At 73.8% G+C, this 25243-nt stretch carries 19 protein-coding genes and 1 tRNA gene; 11 read left to right on the top strand and 9 right to left on the bottom strand.

The features are described 5' to 3' along the window. Nucleotides 1-88 precede the first annotated feature (88 nt). Nucleotides 89-1528, bottom strand: a complete 1440-nt coding sequence (locus tag AB0Q99_RS29690; RefSeq protein ID WP_363576661.1) for a Cys-Gln thioester bond-forming surface protein — start codon at nt 1526-1528, stop codon at nt 89-91. 354 nt (nt 1529-1882) lie between these two features. Beyond that, a complete protein-coding gene (locus AB0Q99_RS29685) occupies nt 1883-2503 on the bottom strand; it encodes a single-stranded DNA-binding protein (RefSeq protein WP_363576696.1) in 621 nt (206 codons plus the stop codon). Nucleotides 2504-3154: 651 nt separating this feature from the next. Between AB0Q99_RS29685 and AB0Q99_RS29680 the strand changes: the two genes are divergently transcribed. Further along, nucleotides 3155-3230 (top strand) — tRNA-Arg (locus tag AB0Q99_RS29680). Between the two features lie 295 nt (nt 3231-3525). On the opposite strand, the gene AB0Q99_RS29675 is transcribed toward AB0Q99_RS29680, so the two are convergent. Then, entirely contained in the window at nt 3526-4146 is a 621-nt protein-coding gene (locus tag AB0Q99_RS29675) for a TetR/AcrR family transcriptional regulator (protein WP_363576660.1), read from the bottom strand. A 77-nt stretch (nt 4147-4223) separates the two neighbouring features. Between AB0Q99_RS29675 and AB0Q99_RS29670 the strand changes: the two genes are divergently transcribed. After that, nucleotides 4224-4772, top strand: a complete 549-nt coding sequence (locus AB0Q99_RS29670; RefSeq protein ID WP_363576659.1) for a GNAT family protein — start codon at nt 4224-4226, stop codon at nt 4770-4772. A gap of 132 nt (nt 4773-4904) precedes the next feature. Then, the gene (locus AB0Q99_RS29665) at nt 4905-5714 is read left to right on the top strand and encodes an enoyl-CoA hydratase/isomerase family protein (protein ID WP_363576658.1); all 810 of its coding nucleotides are present in this window, start codon (nt 4905-4907) and stop codon (nt 5712-5714) included. 109 nt (nt 5715-5823) lie between these two features. On the opposite strand, the gene AB0Q99_RS29660 is transcribed toward AB0Q99_RS29665, so the two are convergent. Next, nucleotides 5824-7050, bottom strand: coding sequence for an acyl-CoA dehydrogenase family protein (locus tag AB0Q99_RS29660; RefSeq protein WP_363576657.1), 1227 nt, complete (start codon nt 7048-7050; stop codon nt 5824-5826). A 144-nt stretch (nt 7051-7194) separates the two neighbouring features. Here AB0Q99_RS29660 and AB0Q99_RS29655 point away from each other — a divergent pair, with 144 nt between their 5' ends. Together AB0Q99_RS29655 and AB0Q99_RS29650 are read left to right on the top strand one after the other, a co-directional pair. Further along, nucleotides 7195-7821 carry a TetR family transcriptional regulator gene (locus AB0Q99_RS29655; RefSeq protein WP_363576656.1) on the top strand — a complete coding sequence of 209 codons (627 nt, stop codon included), beginning with the start codon at nt 7195-7197 and terminating at the stop codon, nt 7819-7821. A gap of 127 nt (nt 7822-7948) precedes the next feature. Then, on the top strand, nt 7949-9433 hold the full coding sequence (locus AB0Q99_RS29650) for a cellulase family glycosylhydrolase (protein WP_363576655.1): 1485 nt from the start codon (nt 7949-7951) through the stop codon (nt 9431-9433). Nucleotides 9434-9500: 67 nt separating this feature from the next. On the opposite strand, the gene AB0Q99_RS29645 is transcribed toward AB0Q99_RS29650, so the two are convergent. Continuing rightward, nucleotides 9501-11525 carry a M3 family metallopeptidase gene (locus AB0Q99_RS29645; RefSeq protein ID WP_363576654.1) on the bottom strand — a complete coding sequence of 675 codons (2025 nt, stop codon included), beginning with the start codon at nt 11523-11525 and terminating at the stop codon, nt 9501-9503. Nucleotides 11526-11679: 154 nt separating this feature from the next. Here AB0Q99_RS29645 and AB0Q99_RS29640 point away from each other — a divergent pair, with 154 nt between their 5' ends. Further along, a complete protein-coding gene (locus AB0Q99_RS29640) occupies nt 11680-13392 on the top strand; it encodes a bifunctional 3'-5' exonuclease/DNA polymerase (protein WP_363576653.1) in 1713 nt (570 codons plus the stop codon). A 28-nt stretch (nt 13393-13420) separates the two neighbouring features. On the opposite strand, the gene dhaM is transcribed toward AB0Q99_RS29640, so the two are convergent. Further along, entirely contained in the window at nt 13421-13813 is a 393-nt protein-coding gene (gene dhaM / locus AB0Q99_RS29635) for a dihydroxyacetone kinase phosphoryl donor subunit DhaM (protein ID WP_363576652.1), read from the bottom strand. A gap of 220 nt (nt 13814-14033) precedes the next feature. Between dhaM and dhaK the strand changes: the two genes are divergently transcribed. The 4 genes from dhaK to AB0Q99_RS29615 all read left to right on the top strand — a co-directional run bounded on the left by dhaK (nt 14034) and on the right by AB0Q99_RS29615 (nt 18971). Next, complete coding sequence (dhaK, locus tag AB0Q99_RS29630; protein WP_363576651.1) at nt 14034-15029, top strand: dihydroxyacetone kinase subunit DhaK; 996 nt, start codon at nt 14034-14036, stop codon at nt 15027-15029. Nucleotides 15030-15041: 12 nt separating this feature from the next. Next, nucleotides 15042-15755 carry a dihydroxyacetone kinase subunit DhaL gene (gene dhaL, locus AB0Q99_RS29625; protein ID WP_363576650.1) on the top strand — a complete coding sequence of 238 codons (714 nt, stop codon included), beginning with the start codon at nt 15042-15044 and terminating at the stop codon, nt 15753-15755. 656 nt (nt 15756-16411) lie between these two features. Continuing rightward, nucleotides 16412-16630, top strand: a complete 219-nt coding sequence (locus tag AB0Q99_RS29620; RefSeq protein ID WP_363576649.1) for a cation transporter — start codon at nt 16412-16414, stop codon at nt 16628-16630. Between the two features lie 67 nt (nt 16631-16697). Next, nucleotides 16698-18971, top strand: coding sequence for a heavy metal translocating P-type ATPase (locus AB0Q99_RS29615; RefSeq protein WP_363576648.1), 2274 nt, complete (start codon nt 16698-16700; stop codon nt 18969-18971). Nucleotides 18972-19047: 76 nt separating this feature from the next. Here AB0Q99_RS29615 and AB0Q99_RS29610 read toward each other — a convergent pair whose 3' ends face one another. From AB0Q99_RS29610 to AB0Q99_RS29600, 3 genes are all read right to left on the bottom strand, one after another. Beyond that, a complete protein-coding gene (locus AB0Q99_RS29610; protein ID WP_363576647.1) occupies nt 19048-19767 on the bottom strand; it encodes an SDR family oxidoreductase in 720 nt (239 codons plus the stop codon). A gap of 572 nt (nt 19768-20339) precedes the next feature. Then, nucleotides 20340-21629, bottom strand: a complete 1290-nt coding sequence (locus AB0Q99_RS29605; RefSeq protein ID WP_363576646.1) for a citrate synthase — start codon at nt 21627-21629, stop codon at nt 20340-20342. A gap of 225 nt (nt 21630-21854) precedes the next feature. Further along, nucleotides 21855-24086, bottom strand: a complete 2232-nt coding sequence (locus AB0Q99_RS29600) for an ATP-dependent RecD-like DNA helicase (protein WP_363576645.1) — start codon at nt 24084-24086, stop codon at nt 21855-21857. A gap of 208 nt (nt 24087-24294) precedes the next feature. Here AB0Q99_RS29600 and AB0Q99_RS29595 point away from each other — a divergent pair, with 208 nt between their 5' ends. Further along, the gene (locus AB0Q99_RS29595) at nt 24295-25086 is read left to right on the top strand and encodes a VOC family protein (protein ID WP_363576644.1); all 792 of its coding nucleotides are present in this window, start codon (nt 24295-24297) and stop codon (nt 25084-25086) included. Nucleotides 25087-25243: the final 157 nt, after the last annotated feature.

Here is a 25243-nt window from a genome sequence, read left to right as displayed (position 1 = left end):
CGGCCCCCCGCAGTGATCGCGGGGGGCCGGGCCGGGCTCTGCGTCAGGGCCTCAGGAGGTCAGTGCCCCCGGGGCCGGCGGAGCCGGGTCAGGCGGTGGTGCGGCCGTGGCGGCCGCGGCGGCGCAGGACGAAGACGGCGGCGCCACCGGCCACGACCAGGCCACCGGCGACGGCGGCGAGGATCGGGGTCGAGTCATTGGCACCGGTCTGGGCCAGGCCACCGGTGCCCGGGGCGGTGCTGGTGGGCGCCGGGGACGGGTGGCCGGCGCCGGTGCTCGGGGTGCCGGACGGGGTGCCGGTCGGGCTGCCGCTGCCGGTCGGGGCCGGGGTGGTCGGGCCGGAGGTCGGGGTACCGGTGCCGGTCTTGCAGTCCAGGACGCCCTTGAACTCGCGGCTGTAGCCGTTCGGGCCGGTGACGGTGATGTCGTAACCGGTCTTCTCGGCGACCTGGACGATCACGCTCTCGGTCTTGCCCGGCTGGACGGTCACCTGCTGCTTGCCGACCGTGACGGTGCCGGCCTCGTCGCCACCGTTGGTGACGGAGACGCGCACGCCGTTGTTGGCGCACTCGACCTTGGCGGTGCTGTCGATCAGCGCGCCCTTGCCCTGCTTCCAGGTGGCCTTGGCGGCGTCCGCGACGTTGAGCTTGGTGGAGCCGGCCAGGATCATGGTCTGGCTGTGGTCCTCACGGGTGTAACCCTTGCTGAGGAAGACCCGGCCGCTGGAGACCACGGTGGAGGCGCTGGCGTTCACCGTCACCGAGCCGTCCGGGGTGCCGGCCGGCACGTCCAGGAACAGCTGGGTGTCCTTGGCGATCGGACCGGCCAGCGAGCCGCCGACCGGCTTGTTGTCCTTGTCCAGCAGCTTGACCTTGTCGGCGGCGTCGCCGCTGACGGCCAGCTTCACTTCGGAGGCGCTGGAGTTGAGGGTGAACGGGCCGAGCTTGGCGCCGGACTTGCCGGAGACCGAGTCCGGGCTGAGGCTCAGCGAGGGCTTGGGCTCGGCGGCGATGCCCTTGTTGGCGGCGCCGGTCAGGTAGTCGCGCAGCTTCGTGGCGTCGGCGCTGCGCGGCGTGGCGTTCTTGTTGTCCGAGTACTTCCAGATCGCGGCCTGGGTGCCCGCGGCGGCGTCCTCGGGGGTCAGGTTGCCCGCACCGGCGGCCTTGGCGAGCGCCGTGAGGTCCTTGACCTGGGGGTACGAGTTCTCCAGGATCCAGCGGATCTTGGCGGCGGCCTCGACCTTGTTCTTGTCGCCGAGGGAGCTGGAGGCCCAGTCGGACTCCTGGTACTGGATCTTCTTCCGAATGTCGACCGGGAAGCCGAAGTCGATGCAGTAGGTCTGCAGCTCGCCGTCGGCGGTCTTGAGGGTGAACAGGCCGCCGTCGACCGTGTCGCCATCGACGTCGATCTTCTCGCCGAGCATCGTGGGCTGCACCACGGCGGTCACACCCGAACCCGGGGTGTCCGCCGCGACCGCCGCACCGGCCGCGAACAGGCCTCCACCCAGCGCCATGCTGGCCGTGAGCATGACAGCGCTTATCCGGGACAGACTCCGCCCCTGCCTCTTGAACATCTGGGATCCCTCCGGGTCGGGCCGCGCCGAAGGGCAGCCCGCCGACTTGCCGTGCCGCGCGTGCCCCCTGTGGCACTGCTGCGGGTATGAACCAGACGAATCCTATTGACCCCCAGAGGCCCCGAAACCCCCATGCGAAATCAGGACGATTCCGTATCTGGATCGTTATCAATCCTCCCAGGTTCCACACAAGCTGACGGACGACCAGAAAATCACCACCCACTTTTCGTTATCCGGTCGGGATTGCGCGTGCGGGCACACCAACCTTCTCGATCAACATATTTGTCGACAGAGAAGGTCGCCGACCGGTCAGTTCGGCGCAGCCGTACCGACACCTCCCCGTTCCCCCTCGGACACCTCCTCCTGGCCGTCCGTCACCGACCGCGGACCCGGCGGCAACGCCCGCGGACCGGGCGCCGGGGCGACCGCCGGCACCCCCGCCGGGGCGACCGAGGCCGCCGCGGCGGCCCTGCGCGCCTCCAGTGCGCTCACGATCCACTCCGGCACCACCTCGTCCCCCGCGGCCGCCCCGACCTCCGCCCCGACCGCCCGCGCGCCGCCCGCCGGCTGCCCGCGCACCCCGGTCGCCCAACGGAACGCCGAGGTACCACGGGTGAGATCGTGTCCGACCGATCGGGCGTCGATCTCGGCCCGGCTGCGCTTCACCTCCCCGTCCGCCCACTCCCGCACCCGCAGCCGGCCGCTCACCAGCACCGGATCGCCCTTGGACAGCGAGCCGATCAGGTTCACCGCCAGCGCCCGCCAGGCCGTCACCGTCACCCACTGCGTCCCGCCGTCCACCCAGCACTCGCGCTGCCGGTCGTACCGCCGCTCGGTGCAGCCGAGCCGGAAGGTGGCCATCGGCACCCCGCCGGCGGTTTCCCCGTAGCTCACCTCCGTCGCGACATTGCCGAGCACCGTCACCTGCATCTCGCTCACAGCGCACTCTCCGTTCTCGCCGACGCACCGTACGGAATCGACCGGTGCGCCTTGAGCGTGCACCGCAGGAGAAATTCGGGCCAGTGACTTCCCAAATCCTGTGGATAACTCGGCCCTGCGGAACGGTTGTCACTCGCAGGGGTGAATTTCAGCCCTCGGGGGGGCACTTCCACCCCGGCTCCCACCCCACCTCTTCGCGGCCATGACAACAAACCCGCTGATCGACGCCCGACCGGGGCGCGCCGGAACACCCCCCGGGGACCGTCCGCGCACGTCATCCGACCGGCAAGGCCGCGATTACCGCCCCCACCCACGCCGACGGCGGCACATTCTCCGTGTCGAATCCATAACGGGTGAGGAGGCAGCCCCGTAACGACTGCACAACGTCCGGCGTCGAAGTCTCCCAGACCGCTGCACACACGGCCTCCACCTGCGATTATCGGACCGCTCCACCGAACCGACACACCAACGACGGCGTCGTCACACTCGGCCGAGGAACTGGACACCCTTATCCTGTCCCCGACAGGGCCAGGGCCCACCGACCCCCACCCCCACCCTCAGGTACGGGGCGGACAACGCGCGCCCCGGCGCTCGTCGCCCGATCCCGGCCACGGTCACGCCCACACGGGCGTCGCCCGTCCCGCCCCCATAGCTCAGCGGATAGAGCACCCGCCTTCTAAGCGGTAGGTCGCAGGTTCGAATCCTGCTGGGGGCACCACCCCGCAATTCCCGCAGGCCGCCGCGCCATTCGCGACCATGCGTAGCCGGACCGGTCCGCCCGGTAATGTCGGACACCCACCGCGCATAACCCGTGACAATGCGTGTCATGCCCGCTGCGAAAAACGCGCCCGGCCCTTTGCCGTCGACTCCGGGATTCACGCGGCGGGAATCGCCCGGCCCCGGACGGTCCCGCCAGGCACCGCGAACGGCGGAAATCCCGGGCGAATCCCCCGCACCCGGGAGCATTCCGGCAGCCCTCCGGCGGCCGGTCGGCCCACCGGCCGACCCACCGGTCAGCCCGCTCGCCCCGCCAGCCCGGCCAGATGGGCGTCCAGCAGCGCGATCTGCCGCCCGGGCGGGAACTCGGCCGGGGCGAACAGCGCCTGCACCACCAGTCCGAGCACGAAGGCCTGCGCCCCGGCGGCGACCTCGGCCGGATCGGCCTGCGCCGGGAGCTCCCCGAGCCGCTGGGCGTCCGCGACGAGCTCGGTGAGCGCCACCCGCGAGCGGGCGTAGCGGCCCGCGTGCGCGTCCGCCAGCTCCGGATCGGCCAGGGCGTGGTCCCAGGAGCCGACCCAGATCCGGTTGCCGGCCGCGGCGTCCGCGTCCAGCGGCAGCACGTCCAGCAGCGCCGCCCGCAGCCGGGGCAGCCCGGCGGGCGGCGGCGGGCTGCCGTCGGCGGGCGCGGTGCGGCGGGGCCGTTCGCCCGAGCGCCGGTCCAGCTCCTCCAAGGCGTGCCTCAGCAGCGCCCGCTTGTTCGGGAAGTAGTGCGTCAGCAGTCCGGTGGAGGCACCCAGTTCGGCGGCCACCGCGCGCAGCGTCAGCCCCTCGAAGCCCCGGGCGGAGAGCACCCGCCACACCCCCTCGGACACGTCCGAGCGGCGGGCGTCATGGTCTCCACGGGCCGGTGTCATGGGGGCTATCGTACATACCAAACGTTTGTTATGAATGATGCCGACCAGCCCGCGCACCCCCTGCGAAAGGCCCGCCCGTGTTTGCCGTACAGCTCACCGACCACGCCGAACTGCGCCCGCTGGAGCCCTGGCAGGCCCCGGAGTTCCTGGCCCACATCGACCGGGCCCGCGCCCACACCGATCCGTGGATCCCGTGGGCCACCTTCTCCACCGACCTCGACTCGGCCCGCGCCACCCTGCAGCGCTACGCCGACGGCCAGGCCGCCGACCGGAAGCGGATCTTCGGCATCTGGCGGGACGGCACCCTGGTCGGCGGCGTGATGTTCGTCGGCTTCGACAGCGCGTCCGGCGTCTGCGAGATCGGCGCCTGGACCGAACCGGCCGGGGAGGGCGGCGGGCTGATCACCGCCGCCGTCCGGCACCTGCTCGACTACGCCTTCGTCACCCGCGGCCTGCACCGGGCCGAGTGGTGGTGCACCTCGGTCAACGCCCGCAGCCGTGCCGTCGCCGAGCGGGTCGGCATGAAGCGGGACGGCGTGCTGCGCGAGTGGTACCTGCACAACGGGGTCCGCCTCGACAAGGAGATCTGGGCGATCCTGGCCCACGAGTGGTCCGCCCAGGCCTGACCGCCGCCGGCACTCGGGCCGCCGCGCCCGCCGCGGCTCTGCCGTGCCCGCGCCCCGGTCGAGCGGGGGCTCCGGGACCACCGCGCCGGCGCCGCCTGAGAGAGTGGGCGCACCAACCGACCGGAGGTGCGCATGGACCAGCCGCTGCTCACGCGGGACCGCTCCGCCCTGCCCGCCGAGGCGGAGGGCCTCAACGCGTACGTCGGCGAGGACGGCGTCGCCGTGCTGGAGTTCGCCCGCCCGCACCGCCGCAACGCGGTGACCCTGGCGATCTGGGAGGCCCTGCCCGGGGTGCTGGAGCGGCTCGCCGGCCACCCGGGCGTGCGCGCCCTGCTGCTGACCGGCGCCGGCAACACCTTCAGCGCGGGCGCGGACATCGGCGAACTCGCCGAGGTGTACGGCGAGCCGAAGCACGCGGACGCCTACCACGCGGTCAACGTCGCCGCCGAGGAGGCGCTGGCGGCCTTCCCGCACCCGACGATCGCGGTGGTGCACGGCGCCTGTGTCGGCGGCGGCTGCCAGCTGGCCGTCGCGTGCGACCTGCGCTTCGTCGCCGAGGACGCCCGCCTGGGCATCACCCCGGCCAAGCTCGGCGTGGTCTACCCGGCGGTGCCGGCCCTGCGGCTGGCCCGGCTGGTCGGCCCGGCCCGCGCCAAGTACCTGCTGTTCTCCGGCGAGTTGGTGCCGGGCCGGGACGCCCTGCCGTTGGGCCTCGCCGAACGCGTCCTGCCGGACGCCGAACTGGACGCCGCCGCGCTGGACTTCGCCCGCCTGCTGACCCACCGCTCGCCGCAGACCATCGGCGCGGTGAAGGCCGCCCTCGCCGTCCCGCCCGAGCGGGCGGCCGAGGCACTGGCTCCCTGGGAGCGCCGCTCCCGCGAGGCCCCGGACGTCCACGAGGGCCTCGCCGCCTTCCTGGAGGGCCGCCCGGCGCGCTTCTGAGCCTTCAGGCCACGCCCCGGCCCCACCATGCGGTGCGCAGCGGGAAGCAGCGGGAAACCGTTCCGCGCCGAGCCCCCACGGATTCGGCGCGGAACGGCCGGCGCACCGCTCAGCGGATCGGCACCCCCGAGATCGCCCGGGCTATCACCAGGCGCTGGATCTCACTGGTCCCCTCGAAGATCGAGTAGATCGCGCTGTCCCGGTGCATCCGCTCCACCGGGTACTCCCGGGTGAAGCCGTTGCCGCCGAGGATCTGCATCGCCTGCGCGGTGACGTACTTGGCGGTCTCGCCCGCGTACAGCTTGGACATCGAGCCCTCGGCGGCGGTGAACGGCTGCCGGGTGGCCGCCATCCAGGACGCCCGCCACACCAGCAGCCGGGCCGCGTCGATCCGGGTCCTCATGTCGGCGAGCTGGAAGGCCACGCCCTGGTTGTCGATGATCGGGCGGCCGAACTGCTCGCGCGTCCTCGCGTAGTCCAGCGCCACCTCGTACGCGGCGCGGGCGATGCCGATCGCCTGCGCGCCGACGGCCGGACGGGAGGCCTCGAAGGTGGCCATCGCCGCGTTGCCCCTGCCGCCCGGGCGCTTGACGCCCTCGCGGGCCCGGGCCAGCCGCTCGTCCAGCTTCTCCTTGCCGCCGAGCAGGCAGCCGCCGGGCACCCGGACGCCGTCCAGCACCACCTCGGCGGTGTGCGAGGCCCGGATGCCGTGCTTCTTGAACTTCTGGCCCTGGCTCAGCCCCGGCGTGCCCGGCGGGACGACGAAGGAGGCCTGCCCCTTGGCGCCGAGCTCCGGGTCGACGGTGGCGACCACGACGTGGACGGCGGCGATCCCGCCGTTGGTGGCCCAGGTCTTGGTGCCGTTGAGCACCCACTCGTCCTTGGCCTCGTCGTACACGGCGCGGGTGCGCAGCGCGGAGACGTCGGAGCCGGCGTCCGGCTCGGAGGAGCAGAAGGCGGCCACCTTGAGGTCGTCCGGGGTGCCGAACATCTGCGGGGTCCAGGTGCCGATCTGCTCGTCGGTGCCGTTGGCCAGCACCGCGACGGCGGCCAGCGTGGTGCCGACGATGGACAGCCCGATGCCCGCGTCGCCCCAGAACAGCTCCTCCATCGCGATCGGGATGCCGACGCCGGAGGGGTCGAAGTACTGCTGGGCGTAGAAGTCCAGGGAGTAGATGCCCAGTTCGGCGGCCTCCTGGATGATCGGCCAGGGGGTCTCCTCGCGCTCGTCCCACTCGGCCGCGGCCGGGCGCATCACGTCGGCGGCGAAGCCGTGCAGCCAGTCGCGTACGGCGAGCTGGTCCGCGCCCGGGTCCAGCGAGAACGTGCTGCTCATGGGTGCTTGCCTCCAAAGACGGGTGCGACCGGCCGGGGTGTTACCTCGGGTAACATCGTCGGAGTCTGCTACTGATTGGTAACCGGTGTCAACGCCCGTGCCGGTGCCGACGCCGAGCCGACCCCCGACTCCGAGGAGCAGCGCATGTCCCGAGAGCCCCGCCGCGAGCAACTGCTCAACGCCGCCGACCGGGTCATCCAGCGCGAGGGGCCGAGCGCCAGCATGAACGCCATCGCCGCCGAGGCCGGCATCACCAAGCCGATCCTCTACCGGCACTTCGGCGACCGGAACGGCCTGATCAGGGCCCTCACCGAGCGCCACACCGGCGGTCTGCTGGCCGCCGTCCGGGCCGCCCTCGCCGAACCGCTGGAGCGCCGCGACCGGGTCGAGCACGTGCTGGACACCTACCTCGCCGGGATCGAGGCCCGCCCCCAGGTCTACCGGCTGCTCACCCACCCCGCGCCGGGCGACCCGAGCGGCGCCGGCAACGCGCTCGCCCCCGCGCTCCGGCAGATCGCCGAGGAGATCACCCGGGCCGTGCAGAGCCAGGTCGACCTCGGCGCCGACCGCGACCTGCTCGCCGAGGCCTGGGGCCGGGGCATCACCGGCATGGTGCTGGCCGCCGGGGACTGGTGGCTGGAGACCAAACCCTGCTCGCGCACCCGGATGGTGCAGGCGCTGGCCGACCTGCTCTGGGGGCGGCTGGCCGCCGCCGCGGACCTGCCGACCGCCGTCCTCCCGACCGCGCCGACCGAGCCCGCCGCGGACTGACCCGCCCGACCGGGCCGCCGCGGACCGATCCCTTCGGCCGAACTCCCCTTCCGCGCACGACCCTTGTGCGGCGGGCGGCACCCCGGGCATCATCGGGCCCCCCGTCCCCCGCCGTGCGAGGTCCCCGATGCGCCTGCGCCGCACCGCCGTTGCCCTGCTGCTCGCCGCCACCGCCGTCCTGACCGCCGCCCCGGCCCACGGCGCCCCGGCCCCGGGCACCCCGGCCCCGGCCGACGGCGGACACCACCGGGACCGCTTCCCCACCGGCACGGCCACCACCCCGGACGGCCGCACCGCCCTCACCGACGCCCGGGGCCGCCGGCTCCAGCTGCGCGGCTTCAACCTCGACAAGTACGCCGAGGCCACCGCCGCCGACCTGGACGCCATCGCCGCCCAGGGCTTCACGCTGGTCCGGCTGCCGGTCTCCTGGACCAGGCTGGAGCCCCGGCGCGGCCGCCTCGACCCCGCCGAGCTGCACCGCCTGCGGCAACTCCTCGACCGGGCCGACCGCCTGGGCCTGCTCGTCCTGGTCGACTTCCACCAGGACGTCTACGGGCCCGCGTTCGGCGGCGGCACCAACGGCATCCCGGTCTGGGCCACCCGGGACGACGGCCTGCCCTTCACCCCGGACCCGGCCGACTGGTTCGCCGGCTACTTCCAGCCCGCCGTCCAGGCCGCCTTCCGCCACCTCTACGACGACCCCGACCTGCGCGCCTGGCAGGCCGACTTCTACACCCGGCTGGCCGGCGAACTGCGCGGCCACCGCTCGCTGTTGGGCTACGACCTGTTCAACGAGCCGTTCGGCCCGGTGGACGGCGACCCGAGCGACCCGGCGGTGCTGGCCGCCGCCTCCGCCGCCCTGGAGCAGGGCCGGCTCGCCGACCTGTACCGCCGTCTGATCACCGCCGTGCGCCGGGCCGACACCCGCGCCTGGCTGTTCGTGGAGCCGACGGTCCTGGTCGGCCAGGGCGTGCCGACGCGGTTGCCCGGCTTCACCGACCCGCGCCCCGGCGCACCGCGGCTCGGCTACGCGCCGCACTTCTACGACACCGCCGTCGAGAACGGCGCCGACTGGGACCCGTCCGACGGCTTCGTCGAGCAGTACACCGCCGCGATCACCGGCTACCCGGCCGCCCACCGCCTGCCCGTCCTGGTCGGCGAGTGGGGACCGCCGAACTCCCGCACGCCGGGCAACCGCGAGCTGGTCCGCCGGCAGGTCGCCGCGCTGGACGGCTTCGCCGAGGGCTGGACGATGTGGTACTGGTGCCGGGGCACCGGCGGCTACTGCGCACTCGACCCGGCCGGACACCCCGCCCCCGGCGACGAGCCCGCCTTCGGCCCGTACCCGGCCGCCGTGGCCGGCAGCGGCGTGCGCACCGACGGCGGTGCCGCCGGCAGCACCGTCCGCTGGACCGCCGACGGCACCGGGCACGAGAGCGAACTCGTCCTGCCGCCCGCCGCGTTCCCGCACGGCGCGGACCTCGCGGTCTCCCCAGCCGGCGCCCGCGTCGAGGTCGAGCAGCCCGCGGCCGGACGGCCGGGAACCGTCCGGATCCGGCTCCCGCACGCCCGCCCGGGCACCCCCGTGACGGTCACCCTCACGACGCGCTGACCCCCCGCCGCGCGGGCTCACCGGCCCGCGACGGCGGCCCCGGACGGCCCCGGGCGGTCACCGGCGACTACCGCAGCCCCCGGCGGGCCAGCAACGGCCCGGTCTCCGGCGCCCGGCCGACCACCGCGCGGAAGGACTCCAGCGGGTCCCGGTTGAACCCGCGCGCCAGCAGCTCCCGCCGGAACAGCTCGCCGCTCTCCCGCACCGGCCGCCCGTTGCCCTCGAACCACTGCACCGTGTCGGCGTCCAGCACCTCCGACCAGATGTAGGCGTAGTACGCCGCGCTGTAGCCGCCGGCGAAGACGTGCTGGAAGTACGCCGTCCGGTAGCGCGGCGGGACGGCGTCCACCGCGATCCCGGCCGCCGCGAGCGCCCGCGCCTCGAACTCCTCGGCGTCCGCGATCTCCTCGCCCCTCGGCACGGTGTGCCAGGCCCAGTCCAGCAGCGTGGCCGCCAGGTACTCCACCGTCCGGAAGCCCTGCCCGAAGCCCTCGGCCGCCGTCATCCGCTCGACCAGCCCGGCCGCCGGCGGCTCCCCGGTCTCGTGGTGGCGCGCGTAGTTGGCCAGCACCTCCGGCCGGACCATCCACGCCTCGTTGACCTGCGACGGGAACTCCACGAAGTCCCGCGGCACCGAGGTGCCCGAGAACAGCGGGTACCGCACGTCCGAGAACAGCCCGTGCAGCGCGTGCCCGAACTCGTGGAAGAGCGTGCGCACCTCGTCCCAGGACATCAGCACCGGCTCGCCGGGCGCCGGGCGCGGGATGTTGAGGTTGTTCAGCACCACCGGCCGCTGCCCGGTCAGCCCGGACTGGACGACCAGCGAGTCCATCCAGGCGCCACCGCGCTTGGACGCCCGGGCGTGGAAGTCGCCGATGAACAGGCCCAGCGCGGTGCCGTCCTCCTCGAACACCTCGAATACCCGCGCGTCCGGGTGGTGGGCCGTCAGGTCCGGCCGCTCGGTGAAGCTCAGCCCGTAGGCCAGGTTCGCCGCGAAGAAGACACCGTCGCGCAGCACCCGCTCCAGTTCGAAGTACGGGCGCAGCACGGCCGCGTCCACCTGGAAGGAGTTCTGCCGGACCTTCTCCGAGTAGTACGCCCAGTCGTGCGCGGCGATCTCCGCGATCCCGTCCGCGGCCGCCGCCGCGGCCAGCTCGGCGGCCTCCCGCCGGGCGTTGGCCACGGCCGGCCCGACCAGGCGGGCCAGCAGGGCGGAGACCGCCTCGACCGTGCTGGCCGTCTCGTCCGCCACCACGTACGCGGCGTGGCTCGGGTGCCCCAGCAGCTCGGCCCGCTCGGCGCGCAGCCCCGCCATCCGGATCGCGATCGGACCGTTCTCCGCGATGCCCCGGCCGAGCGAGGCGGCGAGCAACCGCTCGCGCACCGAGCGGTCGGTGAGCTGGGACAGCTCGGGCTGGGTGGAGGTGTTCTTCAGGCTCAGCACGTACTTGCCCTCGTGACCGAGCACCCGGGCGTTCTCCGCCGCCCCCGCGATCGCGCCCTCGGACAGCCCGGCCAGCTCCTCGGCGGAGTCCAGGACCAGCGCGGCGGCGCGGTTCGCGGCGTTCACGTTCTGCTGGAACGTGGTGCCCAGCGCGGCGAGTTCGGCGTTCAGCTCGCGCAGCCGGGCCTGCTCGGCCTCGCCCAGCCGGGCGCCTGAGCGCACGAAGCCCGTGTAGCGGCGCTCCAACAGCCGCAGCGACTCCGGGTCCAGACCGAGCTCGGCGCGGGTCCCGTGCAGCGCCTCGACCCGGGCGAACAGCGCGCGGTCCAGGTGGATCGCGTCGTGGTGGGCCGCGAGCAGCGGGCTGACCTCGGCCTCCACCTCGTCCAGCCGGTCGCTGGTGTCCGAGGAGGACTGGTTGCGGAACACCGCGTCCACCCGCCGCAGCAGCTCCCCGGAACGCTCCAGGGCCACCAGGGTGTTCTCGAAGGTCGGCGGGTTCCGGTCGGCGGTGATCGCCGCGATCTCGGCCAGCTGCTCGGCCGTCCCACGCCGGTAGGCGGGCAGGTAGTGCTCCTCCCGGATCTCCGCGAAGGGGGGCAGCTCGTAGTCCAGCGGGCTGGGCCGGAAGAACGGATTGTCGGTCATCTCGCCGACCATACGCGGTGTCACCCACCCTGCCCATACGGCCCTCCAGCCGTTGTCGTAGCCACCCGCTAACGTCGGCGCAGGACACCCGCAAGCCCGCACATCCGTGCCCGTACCCGCACGCCCGACCGCGCGCCGGAGAGGAGCAGCCCCCGTGGCACCCAGGACGGCCCTCGCGCCCGACCCGCACGGCCCCGGCGGCCGGATCCAGCCGCTGGACGACGCCGGCGCCCCGCTCGGCCCGCCCGAGGCCGTCCGCGACCTCGCCACCGCGGTCGCCGCCCGGGAGGCGGCCGGGCACCCGCGCTGGGTCTGGGCCGCCGCCGACTCCGGCTACGCCCCGCTGCTGGCCCGCCTGCCCGACCGGCTCGCCCGCTGCCACGACCTGCGGCTGGTCGAGGCGCTGCTGCTGACGCACGAGGGCCGGTACGGCGCGCCGCGCTCGCTCGGCGCCGCCTGGGCCCGGCTGCGCGGCCTGCCCGTCCCGGCGGACCTGCCCGAGCCCGGCCCGGCCGACGCCGACGACGGCCAGGACACCCTGTTCGCCCCCGACCGGCTGCAACTGCCGCCCGGCGCCGACCCGCTGGCCGCCGTGGTCGCCGTGCACGCCGAGCAGCAGCGCCGGATCGCCGCGATCGCCGACCCGGCCGCCCGGCAGCGGTTCCGGCTGCTCGTCGCCGCCGAGTCGGCCGGCGCCCTGGTGGCGGCCGAGATGGCGTACGACGGCCTGCCCTGGCGCGCCGACGTCCACGACCGGCTGCTGACCGAGCTGCTCGGCCCCCGCCCCACCGTCCCCGGCACCCAGCCCCGGCTGCTCGCCGAGCTCGCCACCGAACTCCAGCGGTCGCTCGGCGCCAAGCCGTTCAACCCCGACTCGCACACCCAGGTGCTGCGCGCCTTCGCCGACGCGGGCATCCAGCTGGGCACCACCCGCTCCTGGGAGCTCAAGGGCATCGACCACCCGGCCGCCGACCTGCTCGTCCGCTACAAGGAGCTGGCCCGGATCCACGTCGCGCACGGCTGGGCCTGGCAGGACGCCTGGGCCCGCGGCGGCCGCTTCCGGCCCGAGTACGTCGTCGGCGGCGTGGTCTCCGGCCGCTGGGCCAGCCGCGGCGGCGGCGCCCTGCAGATCCCGCGCATCCTGCGCCGGGCCGTGGTCGCCGACCCGGGCTGGCTGCTGGTGGTCGCCGACGCCGCCCAGTTGGAGCCCCGGGTGCTCGCCGCGCTCTCCCAGGACGCCGGGCTGGCCCGCACCGCGGCCGGCGGCGACCTGTACGAGGCGCTCGCCGCCACCGCCTTCCACGGCGACCGGGAGAAGGCCAAGCTCGGCCTGCTCGGCGCCATGTACGGGCAGACCAGCGGCGACATCGGCCCGCTGCTGAACACCCTGCGCCGGCGCTACCCGGCCGCGATGGCCTACGTCGAGGCCGCCGCCCGCACCGGCGAGGACGGCGGCGTGGTCGCCTCCCGGCTCGGCCGGGTCTGCCCGCCGGCCACCGCCGACTTCCTCGACCTCACCGAGGCCGACACGGCGGGCGAGGCCGGCGGCCGCACGGCCCGCGCCCGCGGCCGCTTCACCCGCAACTTCGTCATCCAGGCCAGCGCCGCCGACTGGGCCCTCGCCCTGCTCGCGGCGTTGCGCCGGCGGCTGGCCGAACTCCCGGCGGCCGGCCCGGCGGACCGCCCGCACCTGGTGTTCTTCCAGCACGACGAGGTGGTGGTGCACACCCCGGCCAACCTCGCCGACGCGGTGGCCGCCGCCGTCGCCGAGGCCGCCGACGAGGCCCGCCGGCTGGTGTTCGGCGACACCCCGGTGCGGTTCCCGCTCACCACGGCGGTGGTGGACTGCTACGCCGACGCCAAGTGACCCGTACGGCTTCCGGACCCCCGCGCGTCTACAGCTTCCGGAAGCCCCGCGCGTCCTCGGCCGCCGCGACCACCTCGGCCAGCCCCGCCCCGGTCGAGGCGGTGACGGCGGCGGCCACCGCGCCCTCCACGAACGGCGCGTCCACCAGCCGCACGCCCGGCCGCGGCTCGTCCTCCAGCACCGTGACGGCGGTGAGCACCGAGCTGCCGAGGTCCGGCAGCACGACCACGCCCGCCCCGTCGTCCGCCTGCGCGATCGCCCCGGCGATCAGCTCGTAGCTGGTGCCGAGCCCGCCGTCCTCCGTCCCGCCCGCGACCACCACCCGCACGCCGTCCGGGGCGAGTTCGCCGAGCAGCTCGCGCAGCCCCTCCGCGAGCCGGGCGCTGTGCGAGACCAGGACGATGCCCACGTTTCCGCTCATGCCGACGACCCTACGGCCCGGTCCCACTACTCCGGGAGAGTGACCGGAATCGCGCGTGTCGCACCCCGTGCCCACCACCCCCGTCTGGCGTAGCGTCGGGTCCGGGCCGGCCCCGCGCGACCGGCCCGCCCGGCGTCCGCGGCCGTGGTGTCCCCCACCGAGATCACCGAGGCCACCGGGGTCACCGGGGTCACCGAGGTCACCAAGGGAGCGAAGAGCGTTGAAGAAGCTGATCAACACCCCGGAGAGCGTCCTGGAGGACGCCCTGGCCGGAGTCGCCGCCGCCCACCCGGAGCTGACGGTGGACATCCCGAACCGGGTGATCTCCCGGGCCGTCCGCCCGGCCGGGCCCAAGGTCGCGCTGATCTCCGGCGGCGGCTCCGGCCACGAGCCGCTGCACGGCGGCTTCGTCGGCCCCGGCATGCTCGACGCCGCCTGCCCCGGCGAGGTGTTCACCTCGCCCGTCCCGGACCAGATGCTGGCCGCCGCCCAGGCCGTGGAGAACGGTGCCGGCGTCGTCTTCGTCGTGAAGAACTACACCGGCGACGTGATGAACTTCGAGCTCGCCGCCGAACTCGCCGCCGAGGAGGGTCTGGAGGTCCGCACGGTCCTGGTCAACGACGACGTCGCGGTCGAGGACTCCACCTGGACGGCCGGGCGCCGGGGCACCGGCGCGACCGTCCTGGTCGAGAAGACCGCCGGCGCGCTGGCCGAGCGCGGCGCCCCGCTGGACGAGGTGGTCGCGCTGGGCGAGCGGGTCAACGCCGCCTCCCGCTCCTTCGCGATCGCGCTCACCGCCGCCACCGTCCCGGCCGCCGGCAGGCCCGGCTTCGACCTGCCCGAGGACGAGATCGAGGTCGGCGTCGGCATCCACGGCGAGCCCGGCCGCCGCCGGGAGAAGCTCCGCCCGGCCCGTGAGCTGGCCACCGAGGTGGTCGAGACCATCCTGACCGACCACCACCTGACCGCGGGCGACGAGGTGATCGCCCTGCTCAACGGCCTGGGCGCCACCCCGCTGCTGGAGCTGTACGTGGTCTACGGCGAGGTCGCCGCCCGGCTCGCCGAGCACGGCATCACGGTGGCCCGCAGCCTGGTCGGCAACTACGTCACCAGCCTCGACATGGCGGGCTTCTCGCTCACCCTCACCAAGGCCGACGCCGAACTGCTGGACCTCTGGGACGCCCCGGTCGACACCCCCGCCCTCAAGCAGGCCTGAGGAGGACTCACCATGGACCCCGACACCCCGCCGTCCGACGCTCCCCGGTCCGACCCGGCCTCGCCCGACCCCGCGTCGGCCGACCCGGCACTGTTCGGCCCCCGGCTGGCCGAGGCCTGGATCCGCGCGCTCGCCGCGGCCGTCGAGAAGGAGGAGTCCCGGCTCACCGAGTTGGACTCCGCGATCGGCGACGGCGACCACGGCAGCAACCTGCGGCGCGGCTTCACGGCCGTGCGCACCGCGCTGGACGGCCTCCGGCCGCTCGGCCCCGGCGCCGTCCTCTCCAAGACCGGCACCACGCTGATCTCCAAGGTCGGCGGCGCCTCCGGCCCGCTCTACGGCAAGGCCTTCCGCGCCATCGGCGCCGCCCTGCCCGAGCCCGCCGGCCCGGCCGCCGTCGCCGAGGCGCTCTCCGCCGGGCTGGACGCCATCCGCCTGCTGGGCAAGGCCGCACCGGGCGACAAGACCATCGTGGACGCCTGGACCCCGGCGGTCGCCGCCTTCCGGGCCGCGGCCGCCGGCGGAGCCGCCCTCCCCGGAGCCGCGGCCGCGGCCGCCGACGCCGCCGAACAGGGCGCCCGCGACACCGTCCCGCTCCAGGCCCGCAAGGGCCGCGCCTCCTACCTCGGCGAACGCAGCATCGGCCACCAGGACCCCGGCGCCACCTCCACCGCCCTCATCTTCCGCACCCTCGCCGACACCACCGCCGACACCACCGCCGGCTGAGCCCCGCCCACGGCCCGGACGCACCGCCCGTCCGCTGCCCCCCCCTGCTCCCCTGCTCCCCTGCTCCCCTGCTCCCCACGACCCGACCGGTCGCGGGGAGCGGCGGGGAACCGACGGTCCCGCCGCTCAGCCGTCCGTCCGCACCAGCGCCCCCACCCGCTCCGCCAGCGGGTAGAACTCCTCGCTCGTCCGGTGCCGCGCCTCGATCACCCCGTCCGAGCGGAGCACCAGCACGTCGTCCGGCCCGAACGGCTGCCCCCCGGCCGGCCGGTTCCCCCGCGGCCAGCCGGCCGAGGCCGAGCGGCACCCACGGGTCCGGCGATTCCAGCACGTGCGCCCGCCCCTCGCCGTCGACCCGGACCGGCGGCACGTGCTCGAACTGCAGCAGCTCCACCACCCCGGGCGTAGGGACGATCACGACGCGCACTCATCGGCCCACCCCCTCCCGGCCACCACGCCGACCACCGCGCCGACCCCGGGCGCCCACGTTCGACGGCCGGGACGCGCCCGCCGGTGTGCCGCACCCCACGGATCCGGCTGATACCCCAGAGGGGTACGGTGTCGGCAGGGCCGTCGGCAGAGTCCGTCGACAGGCTCCGTTGACAGCGTCCGATCCCGGGCCGACGCCCGGGCCGTCCAGCCCCCGGAGGCCCCCGATGTCCACCACCATCACCTACACCGTGTCCGGCATGAGCTGCGGTCACTGCGAGAAGGCGATCAGCGAGGAGCTCTCCGCCCTGGCCGGTGTCACCGAGGTCGCCGCCGACGCCAAGGCCGGGACCGTGACGGTCTCCTCGGCCGCGCCGTTGGACGAGGAGCAGGTCCGCGCCGCCGTCGACGAAGCCGGCTACGAGCTGGTCGGCCGCAGCGCCTGAACCGCCGAGGTACGGCGGGGCCGGACCAGCGGCCCCGCCGCACGCCCCCAGCAAGGAGCTGATCCGCATGAGCACGTCCGCCCCGGACGTCGAGGCCCGGGACCGGGTCGAGCTGTCGATCGGCGGGATGACCTGCGCCTCCTGCGCGGCCCGGATCGAGAAGAAGCTCAACCGGCTGGACGGCGTCGAGGCGACCGTCAACTTCGCCACCGAGAGGGCCCGGGTCGACTACGGCCCCGGGGTCACGGTGGCGGAGCTGATCGCCACGGTCGAACGCACCGGCTACACCGCCGAACTCCCCCCGCCCCCGGCGCCCGCCGCCCCCGAACCGGCCGGCCCCGCCGGCGCCGCGCCCGAGGAGCCCGCCGCCGACCCGCTGCTCGACCGGCTGCTGAACAGCGCCGTCCTCGGCCTCCCGGTGGTCCTGCTGTCGATGGTCCCGGCCCTCCAGTTCGCCAACTGGCAGTGGCTGGCCTTCGCGCTCACCGGCCCGGTCGTGGTGTACGGCGGCCTGCCGTTCCACCGCGCCGCCTGGACCAACCTCAAGCACGGCGCCGCCACCATGGACACCCTGGTCTCGCTCGGCACCCTGGCCGCCTTCGGCTGGTCGTTCTGGGCGCTGTTCTGGGGCCACGCCGGCATGCCCGGCATGCACCACGACTTCTCGCTCTCGGTCGGCGACACGGACGCCTCCTCCACCCTGTACCTGGAGACCGCCGCCGCCGTCACCGTGCTGATCCTGCTCGGCCGCCACCTGGAGGCCCGCGCCAAGCGCCGGGCCGGGGCCGCGCTGCGCGCCCTGCTCGACCTCGGCGCGAAGGACGTCGCGGTCCTGCGGGACGGCCGCGAGGTACGCCTGCCGGTGGACCGGCTGACCGTCGGCACGCGCTTCGTGGTCCGCCCCGGCGAGAAGATCGCCACCGACGGCGTGGTGGTCGAGGGCAGCTCCGCCGTGGACGCCTCGATGCTCACCGGCGAGTCCGTCCCGGTCGAGGTCGCCGTCGGCGACGACGTCACCGGCGCGACCGTCAACGCCGGCGGGCGTCTGGTGGTCGAGGCCACCCGGGTCGGCGCGGACACCCGGCTGGCCCGGATGGCCGGGCTGGTCGAGGAGGCCCAGAACGGCAAGGCCGCCGCCCAGCGGCTGGCCGACCGGATCTCCGCCGTCTTCGTCCCCGTGGTGATCCTGATCGCCCTGGCCACCCTGGTCGGCTGGCTGCTGGCCACCGACAGCCCCACCGAGGCCTTCACCGCCGCCGTCGCCGTCCTGATCATCGCCTGCCCGTGCGCGCTCGGCCTGGCCACCCCGACCGCCCTGCTGGTCGGCACCGGCCGGGGCGCCCAACTCGGGATCCTGATCAAGGGCCCGGAGGTCCTGGAGACCACCCGCACGGTGGACACCGTCGTCCTGGACAAGACCGGCACCGTCACCACCGGCCGGATGACCCTGCTCGCCGTGCACACCGCCGAGGGTGTCGACGAGGCCGAGGCGCTGCGCCTGGCCGGCGCCGTCGAACACGCCTCCGAGCACCCGGTCGCCGCCGCCGTCGCGGCCGCGGCCGTCGCACGGACGGGCGAGCTGCCGCCGGTCGAGGGCTTCCGCAGCGTCGCCGGCCGGGGCGTGGAGGGCGTCGTGGCGGGCCGCACCGTGGTCGTCGGGCGGGCCGCCCTGCTCGCCGACCGGGCGCTGCGCCTGCCACCTTCCCTGGCCCGCGCGGAGGCCGTCGCCGAGGCGGCCGGCCGCACCGCGATCGCGGTCGGCTGGGACGGCGAGGCGCGGGCGGTCCTGGAGGTCGCCGACGCGGTCAGGCCGACCAGCGCCGAGGCGATCGGCAAGCTGCGCGACCTGGGCCTGCGGCCGGTGCTGCTGACCGGGGACAACCGGCCGGTCGCCGAGGCGGTCGCGGCCGAGGTCGGCATCCCCGCCCGGGACGTGATCGCCGGGGTGCTCCCCGAGGAGAAGGTCGAGACCGTCAGACGGCTGCAGGCCGAGGGCAGGGTCGTGGCGATGGTCGGCGACGGCGTCAACGACGCCGCCGCGCTCGCCCAGGCCGACCTGGGCCTGGCGATGGGCACCGGCACCGACGCCGCGATCGAGGCCGGCGACCTCACCCTGGTCAGCGGCGACCTGCGCTCGGCGGCCGACGCCATCCGGCTCTCCCGCCGCACCCTCGGCACCATCCGGGGCAACCTGTGCTGGGCCTTCGGCTACAACGTGGCGGCGATCCCGCTGGCCGCCGCCGGACTGCTGAACCCGATGATCGCCGGGGCCGCGATGGCCTTCTCCTCGGTCTTCGTGGTCACCAACAGCCTGCGGCTGCGCCGCTTCGCACCCGCCTGAAGCCCTGGGAAACGGCGCTGGGAACCGCGAGGGCCCGGACCGAGGCCGCGGCCTCGGTCCGGGCCCTCGCCGTACGTCAACGTCCCAGCAGCTCGCCGCCGTTGCAGTGCAGGATCTCGCCGGTGATGAACCCGGCCTCGGGCGAGGCGAGGAAGTGCACCGCCGCCGCGACCTCGCCGGTCTCCCCGATCCGGCCGAGCAGGGTGCGGGCCGCCCGCCGGGCGACCTCGGCCTCGTCCAGCCGCGGCCCGAAGAACTCGGTGCCGCTGACCGTCCCCGGCGCGACGATGTTGGCCGTGATCCCGGAGGTGCCCAACTGGGCGGCCAGGAAGTTGTTCCAGGCGTGCAGCGAGGCCTTCGCCGCACCGTAGGAGCCGGCCCCGCGCAGGGCGGCGATGGAGCTGATGGTGACCACCCGGCCGGAGCCCGGGGGGAGCCGGTCGCGGACCGACTCGGTGAGCAGCACCACGGTCAGCACGTTGCGCTCGAAGTCGCCGCGCCAGCGGGCCAGCAACGCGTGCGGCCCGCCGCCGATGACGGTCTCCCGGCTGCCGGCGTTGTTGACCAGGACGTCGATCCGCTCGGGCAGTCGGCGCAGCGCGGCCTCCACGGCGTCCGGGTCGGCGAGGTCGCACACCAGCGGGGTGACGTTCGGCCCGAGGTCGGCCGCGGCCTTCTCCAGGACCTCCCGGCGGCGGCCGACGATCACCACGCGGTCGTCCGCCCCGGCGAACCGCCGCGCGACTTCGTACCCGATTCCCGTGCCACCGCCGGTGACGACGACGTTCCTGGCCATCTGCGCACTCCCTCCCCAGTTCCGCCGTCGCGCTGCGAGTGTGCGCGACGGTCCGTACCGGAATGCCACGATTCCTATCACGCTCGGTTGCCGTGACTGCGGGGAGGGTGACGTCCGGCGCGAGAGAAGGTGTGGTATGGGCGGGGTACGACGCGCACACGGAGCGTGGCGAGAGGCAGCTCACACCCCCCGGGCGTAACTTCTCGCACCCTGATACGTCTTAGGTTGGTAGTGCGGCAGTTTTTCCGACGGGCGAGGGCACGCTGAACGGCATCGTGTCCCCGCGCTTCCATCGGCTGCCGCCGACGGGGCTCCGGCGGGCCCCGGGAACGGTCGTCGTCCTGACGGCCTTCGCGCACGACGCCGGGGTTCTGGCGGGCCTGGGACGCTTTGAGCGGCCGTCCCCGGCTGCGGCCGACCCCGGAGTCGTGCGTCGTACGGTTCCGTCTCCGCGCGGACCCCTCCGGGGGTGCGGTGCGGGGACGCGAAGGGGCCCGGCCGCTCGAACAGCGGCCGGGCCCCTTTCAGCTTCCGTCCGGGTCGGTGCCCGGCGTCGGCGTCGTCGCGCGTCGTCAGCGCCCGTCGAGCGGGACGTAGTCGCGGATCGCGGTGCCGGTGTAGATCTGGCGCGGGCGGCCGATCCGGCTGGTCGGGTCGTTGATCATCTCGTGCCAGTGGGCGATCCACCCGGGCAGCCGGCCGAGGGCGAACAGCACGGTGAACATGCTGGTCGGGAAGCCCATGGCGCGGTAGATCAGGCCGGTGTAGAAGTCCACGTTCGGGTACAGCTTGCGCGAGACGAAGAAGTCGTCCTTGAGGGCGTGCTCCTCCAGCTTGAGCGCGATGTCCAGCAGCTCGTCGCTCTTGCCGAGCTGGCCGAGGACCTCGTGCGCGAGCAGCTTGACCTGGGCGGCGCGCGGGTCGAACGCCTTGTAGACCCGGTGGCCGAAGCCCATCAGCTTGACGCCGGCTTCCTTGTTCTTCACCTTCGTGATGAAGGCGTCGACGTCGCCGCCGTCCTTCTGGATGCTCTCCAGCATCTCCAGCACGGCCTGGTTGGCGCCGCCGTGCAGCGGGCCCCACAGCGCCGAGATGCCGGCCGAGATCGAGGCGAACAGGTTGGCGTGGCTGGAGCCGACCAGGCGCACGGTGGAGGTCGAGCAGTTCTGCTCGTGGTCCGCGTGCAGGATGAGCAGCTTGTCCAGGGCGTTGACGATGACCGGGTTGAGCTCGTAGTCCTCGGCGGGGACGGCGAAGGTCATCCGCAGGAAGTTCTCGACGTAGCTCAGGTCGTTGCGCGGGTAGACGAAGGGCTGGCCCATCGCCTTCTTGTACGCGTACGCGGCGATCGTCGGCAGCTTGGCGAGCAGACGGACCGTCGACAGGTGGCGCTGGGCCGCGTCGAACGGGTTGTGGCTCTCCGGGTAGAACGTGGACAGCGCGCCGACGACCGAGGACAGCATCGCCATCGGGTGGGCGTCCCGCGGGAAGCCCTGGAAGAAGCGCTTGACGTCCTCGTGCAGCAGGGTGTGCTGGGTGATCTCGCGGTTGAACTCGGCCAGCTGGTCCGCGTTCGGCAGCTCACCGTTGATCAGGAGGTACGCGGTCTCGATGAAGCCGCCCTGCGAGGCGAGCTGCTCGATCGGGTAGCCGCGGTACCGCAGGATGCCGTTGTCGCCGTCCACGAAGGTGATCGCGGACTTGTACGCGGCGGTGTTACCGAAGCCGTTGTCCAGGGTGACCAGGCCGGTCTGCGGGAGCAGCTTCGAGATGTCGAAGCCGGCGTTGCCCGCAGTGCTCTCGACGACGGGGTACTCGTACTCGCCGTCCTGGTACCGCAGTACTACCGAGTTGTCGCTCACGTCTTCCTCACCGACGAAATGAATCCTCTTCCAAGGTGCCCTGACTGTCTCTACCATCCCCCATCCGGAGGACAGTCGCGCACCCGGGGTGGCCCGAAAGGGCCCGCCCCTACAAAACCTGCCGCCGCAGCCGGTACGAACCGGACAAGATCGGCACCACCCTAGGCTCTGCCGTAAATCTCTTCACGTCAAGAGAACATTAGAGGCAACCATCCTGTTGGATAATCATCCAGTAGCCAGTCGGTGATCGAGCGCGGTATGCCTCCGACCTGCGCTGACGGCCCGTACGGCCTGCGCGATCGCCTTCCGTGACCCGACCAGCACCACGAGTTTCCGTGCCCTGGTCACAGCGGTGTAGAGCAGGTTCCGCTGGAGCATCGTCCAAGCGGACATGGTGACCGGAATCACCACCACCGGGTACTCGCTCCCCTGCGAGCGGTGGATCGTCACCGCGTACGCGTGCGCCAGCTCGTCCAGTTCGTCGAAGTCGTAGGCCACCTCCTCGTCCTCGTCGGTCAGCACCGTCAGCCGCTGGTCGTCCACACTGAGGGCGGTCACCACTCCCACTGTGCCGTTGAAGACCCCGTTCCGCCCCTTGTCGTAGTTGTTGCGGATCTGCGTGACCTTGTCCCCCACCCTGAACGTGCGGCCGCCGAAACGGCGCTCGGCCAGACCCTCCCGGGCCGGCGTCACCGCCCCCTGCAACAGGGTGTTCAGGTTCCCCGCGCCCGCCGGGCCGCGGTGCATCGGGGCCAGCACCTGGACGTCCCGGCGCGGGTCGAAGCCGAACTTCTGCGGGATCCGGCGCGCCACCACGTCCACCGTGAGCCCGGCCGCCAGCTCCGCGTCGTCCTCCGCGAACAGGAAGAAGTCCGCCAGACCCTCCGTCAAGGGCGGCTTGCCCTCGTTGATCCGGTGCGCGTTGGTCACCACGCCCGACTGCTGGGCCTGCCGGAAGATCCTGGTCAGCCGCACCGACGGGATCGGCCCGCCGGCCGCCAGCAGGTCCCGCAACACCTCCCCGGCACCCACCGAGGGCAGCTGGTCCACGTCCCCCACGAACAGCAGGTGCGCCCCCGGCGGCACGGCCTTGACCAGCTTGTTCGCCAGGATCAGGTCCAGCATCGAGGCCTCGTCGACCACCACCAGGTCCGCGTCCAGCGGCCGGTCCCTGTCGTACGCGGCGTCCCCGCCCGGCTTCAGCTCCAGCAGCCGGTGCACCGTGGACGCCTCCACCCCGGTCAGCTCCGACAGCCGCTTCGCCGCCCGGCCGGTCGGCGCCGCCAGCAGCACCTTGGCCCGCTTCGCCAGCGCCAGCGTCACGATCGACTTCACCGTGAACGACTTGCCGCAGCCCGGACCGCCCGTCAGCACCGCGACCCGCTCGGTCAGTGCCAGCCGCACCGACTGCTCCTGCTCGGGCGCCAGCTCCGCCCCGGTCCGCTTCGCCAGCCAGTCCAGCGCCACCCGCCAGTCCACCCCGGCGAACCAGGGCATCCGGTCCGCGTCCGAACGCAGCAGCCGCAGCAGCTGGTTGGTCAGCGAGATCTCCGCCCGGTGGAAGGGCACCAGGTACACCGCGGTGATCGGCTCGCCGCCCTCCCCCGGCACCTGCTCGCGCACCACCCCCTCCGTCGCCACCAGCTCCGCCAGGCAGTCGATCACCAGCCCGACGTCCACCTGCAGCAGCTTCACGCCGTCCGCGATCAGCCGCTCCTCCGGCAGGAAGCAGTGCCCCTGGTCGGTGCTCTGCGACAAGGCGTACTGCAGCCCGGCCTTCACCCGCTCCGGACTGTCGTGCGGGATCCCCACCGCCTGGGCGATCCGGTCCGCCGTCAGGAAGCCGATGCCCCAGACGTCCCCGGCCAGCCGGTACGGCTCGTTCTTCACCACCCCGATCGAAGCGTCGCCGTACTGTTTGTAGATTCGCACAGCCAGCGAGGTCGACACCCCGACCCCCTGGAGGAAGACCATCACCTCCTTGATGGCCTTCTGCTCCTCCCAGGCCGCCGCGATCTTCTTGGTGCGCTTGGGCCCCAGCCCCGGCACCTCGATCAGCCGGCCCGGCTCGCTCTCGATCACCTCCAGGGTGTCCACCCCGAACCGTTCCACGATCCGCTCGGCGAACCGCGGCCCGATGCCCTTGATCAGCCCCGAGCCCAGGTACCGCTGGATGCCCTGGATCGTGGCCGGCAGCACCGTCGTGTAGTTCTCCACCGTGAACTGCCGCCCGTACTGCGGGTGCGAGCCCCACCGCCCGTGCAACCGCAGCGACTCCCCGACCTGCGCCCCCAGCAGCGCGCCCACCACGGTCAGCAGGTCGTTCCCGCCCCGGCCGGTGTCCACCCGGGCCACTGTGTAGCCCGTCTCCTCGTTGGCGTAGGTGATCCGCTCCAACACGCCCTCGACCTGCGCGAGCTGGAGCGGCTGCTGCCCCGACGGCGCTTGCTTGCTCACCGGGCCCCCTTCGACCGGTACGGGTGGATCATTCCGCTACGCACCGTACCGCCCGGCCCCGACAAGCCCACAGCCCCGCACCTCCGGGACCCGGGCCCGCAGCCTGCCGTGCAGCGCCCCCGCCGAGGTGCCAGGCTGTGAGGAGGGAGGCAGGGGGACCGTCGACCGCGCCCGCCCGGGCCGGCCCCGTCCGAGGAGCAGTGCCGACATGCTCAACACCGCCTACCACCCCGGCTCCCCGGACTGGCTCGACCTGAGCAGCCCCGACACCCGGGCCTCCGTGGACTTCTACACCGCACTGTTCGGCTGGACCTTCGACTCGACCGGCCCCGAGACGGGCGGATACGGCTTCTTCCAGCTCGACGGCCGGACCGTCGCCGCCCTCGGCCCGCTCGCCGAGGAGGGCTCCCTGCCCGGCTGGACCCTCTACTTCGCCACCCTCGACGCCGACCGCACCACCGAACTGGTCGAAGAGGCCGGCGGCCGCGTCCGGTTCACCCCCTTCGACGTCTTCACCTCGGGCCGGATGGCCGGCTACACCGACCCCACCGGCGCCGACTTCGCCGTCTGGCAGGCGCACGACACCCGCGGCCTGGACCTCGTCGACCAGGAAGGCAGCCTCTGCTGGGCCGAGTGCCACAGCGTCGACGCCGAACTCGCCAAGTCCTTCTACCGCACCGTCTTCGGCTGGCAGGAGCAGGACGTCCCGGTCGGGAACTCGCTCTACACCGTCCTCACCCCGGCGGGCGGCGGCACTGACGACGCCCACGGCGGCATCGTGCAGCTCAGCCCCGAGCAGACCGCCGCCGGCACCGCCTCGCACTGGCTCCCCTACTTCGAGGTCCCCAACGCGGACGCCAGCCTCGCCATCGCCGGCACCCTCGGCGCGACCGTCCGCCTCCCGGCCACGGACGTCCACGGCGTCGGCCGCCTCGCCCAGCTGGCCGACCCGCACGGCGCGGTCTTCGCCGTCATCACCAGCGCCGGGCCCGGAGAGTGACACCGGTTCACCCCCATCCCGTTCGCCCGTTTTTCCCGGAAACGCGAAGAACCCCCATCCGAAATCCGGATGGGGGTTCTTCTCAAGAATTGTTCGGCGGCGTCCTACTCTCCCACAGGGTCCCCCCTGCAGTACCATCGGCGCTGTAAGGCTTAGC

It is taken from the genome of Kitasatospora sp. NPDC086791 (assembly GCF_040685975.1).
Lineage (GTDB): Bacteria > Actinomycetota > Actinomycetes > Streptomycetales > Streptomycetaceae > Kitasatospora.
This window is presented reverse-complemented; position numbering and strand designations above follow the sequence as displayed.

Coding starts and splice junctions, on each gene's coding strand:
- AB0Q99_RS29690 (WP_363576661.1), bottom strand. CDS start 1,528: ATGCTCACGGCCAGCATGGCGCTGGGTGGAGGCCTGTTCGCGGCCGGT.
- AB0Q99_RS29685 (WP_363576696.1), bottom strand. CDS start 2,503: ATGCAGGTGACGGTGCTCGGCAATGTCGCGACGGAGGTGAGCTACGGG.
- AB0Q99_RS29675 (WP_363576660.1), bottom strand. CDS start 4,146: ATGACACCGGCCCGTGGAGACCATGACGCCCGCCGCTCGGACGTGTCC.
- AB0Q99_RS29665 (WP_363576658.1), top strand. CDS start 4,905: ATGGACCAGCCGCTGCTCACGCGGGACCGCTCCGCCCTGCCCGCCGAG.
- AB0Q99_RS29660 (WP_363576657.1), bottom strand. CDS start 7,050: ATGAGCAGCACGTTCTCGCTGGACCCGGGCGCGGACCAGCTCGCCGTA.
- AB0Q99_RS29655 (WP_363576656.1), top strand. CDS start 7,195: ATGTCCCGAGAGCCCCGCCGCGAGCAACTGCTCAACGCCGCCGACCGG.
- AB0Q99_RS29650 (WP_363576655.1), top strand. CDS start 7,949: ATGCGCCTGCGCCGCACCGCCGTTGCCCTGCTGCTCGCCGCCACCGCC.
- AB0Q99_RS29645 (WP_363576654.1), bottom strand. CDS start 11,525: ATGACCGACAATCCGTTCTTCCGGCCCAGCCCGCTGGACTACGAGCTG.
- dhaM (WP_363576652.1), bottom strand. CDS start 13,813: ATGAGCGGAAACGTGGGCATCGTCCTGGTCTCGCACAGCGCCCGGCTC.
- dhaL (WP_363576650.1), top strand. CDS start 15,042: ATGGACCCCGACACCCCGCCGTCCGACGCTCCCCGGTCCGACCCGGCC.
- AB0Q99_RS29620 (WP_363576649.1), top strand. CDS start 16,412: ATGTCCACCACCATCACCTACACCGTGTCCGGCATGAGCTGCGGTCAC.
- AB0Q99_RS29615 (WP_363576648.1), top strand. CDS start 16,698: ATGAGCACGTCCGCCCCGGACGTCGAGGCCCGGGACCGGGTCGAGCTG.
- AB0Q99_RS29610 (WP_363576647.1), bottom strand. CDS start 19,767: ATGGCCAGGAACGTCGTCGTCACCGGCGGTGGCACGGGAATCGGGTAC.
- AB0Q99_RS29595 (WP_363576644.1), top strand. CDS start 24,295: ATGCTCAACACCGCCTACCACCCCGGCTCCCCGGACTGGCTCGACCTG.